Here is a 337-nt window from a genome sequence, read left to right on the forward strand (position 1 = left end):
TAATTACTCTGACTCCATACGTCATGAGATCTGAAGTAACGGGAAAAATTCTATCGATACTTTCTTCTAGAGAATTCAGTTTCTTTTCGTCCATTGCAGAGCGAAACGCAAGTCTGGATACAGCACGAATTTGTCCTGCCCCTTCTGTCATCGTCTTTTTCCGTAGATGTGGATTGTCTGGAAACCACTTTGTCAAAGATGGATTTGCATGGAGGTATTCCCCAACTGATTTCTTCGTACTTGTCTGCGTAATATTATTTTCAAGGTGTTCCATTTGACGAATCGTATTAACATCTGTATCAAAGGCATGAATCGCAACATTGTCACGGCTTTCCAC

Annotated in this window: 1 protein-coding gene; it reads right to left on the reverse strand. The window is 40.7% G+C overall.

The features are described from left to right. Nucleotides 1-337: tubulin-like doman-containing protein (locus AOA59_RS32200; RefSeq protein ID WP_218212240.1), on the reverse strand; the 337-nt coding region annotated here is incomplete at both ends.

Source organism: Pseudomonas sp. 2822-15 (genome assembly GCF_002742515.1).
GTDB classification, from domain to species: domain Bacteria; phylum Pseudomonadota; class Gammaproteobacteria; order Pseudomonadales; family Pseudomonadaceae; genus Aquipseudomonas; species Aquipseudomonas salomonii.